The organism is Actinomadura napierensis (genome assembly GCF_039529375.1).
Taxonomy (GTDB): Bacteria; Actinomycetota; Actinomycetes; order Streptosporangiales; family Streptosporangiaceae; genus Spirillospora; species Spirillospora napierensis.
On record NZ_BAAAMR010000297.1, the window covers coordinates 1 to 746 of the forward strand.

The following is a 746-nucleotide window of genomic DNA, read 5'->3' on the forward strand; positions in this document are numbered from 1 at the left end:
TTTAATGTCGATGACACATTCACGTTTAATTGTTGCTCGTGGTGAACTTGATAATATTGAAGGTATTGCGCTTACACATAAAGTTTTAAATGGCTTTATTGAAACAGGCGTTATCGATTTTCAAAAGCACTTACGTGAGCCAGTTATTGTGCATGAAAATGCTCAAGTGCTTATGGTGATGGAGCAATTACGTCAGGCTCCTTTACAAATGGCGATTGTTCTAAATGAATATGGTTCAATTGAAGGTATTGCCACACCAATTGATATTTTAGAAGCAATTGCGGGTGAGTTCCCTGATGAAGACGAACTAGATGCAGCAGCAGAAAGTTTAGAAGACGGTTCGTTAATACTTGAAGGTTCAACCGATATTCGTCATGTATCGCTTTTACTTGGTCGTGACTTAGTTGATGAAAGTGAACAATATTCTACTTTATCGGGTTATTTATTATTCCATTTAGGCCGTTTACCTGAAAATGGTGAAACTGTTGAAGCGGATGGTTATCGCTTTGAAGTTGTATCCATGGAAGGCCATAAAATCGAGAAAGTTCATATTGTTTCTATCGAACAAGATGAATCGAAAGATTAAATTGCGTGTCAGATTTAGAAACATCATAAAATAGCTCAACTTTGAGCTATTTTTTATTTGAGAAGTACCAAATGACCCAACAAACTTGTCCATGCGGAAAAGGCAGCTATGCAGAATGTTGTGAACCTTTACATTTAGGCACAGCAAAAGCACTCACCGC

At 37.4% G+C, this 746-nt stretch carries 1 protein-coding gene; it reads left to right on the forward strand.

Annotation, left to right across the window (positions count from 1 at the left end; genetic code table 11):
• The coding region (locus tag ABD296_RS49550; RefSeq protein WP_344285531.1) for a transporter associated domain-containing protein at positions 1-586 on the forward strand (586 nt) is incomplete at its 5' end.
• Positions 587-746: the final 160 nt, after the last annotated feature.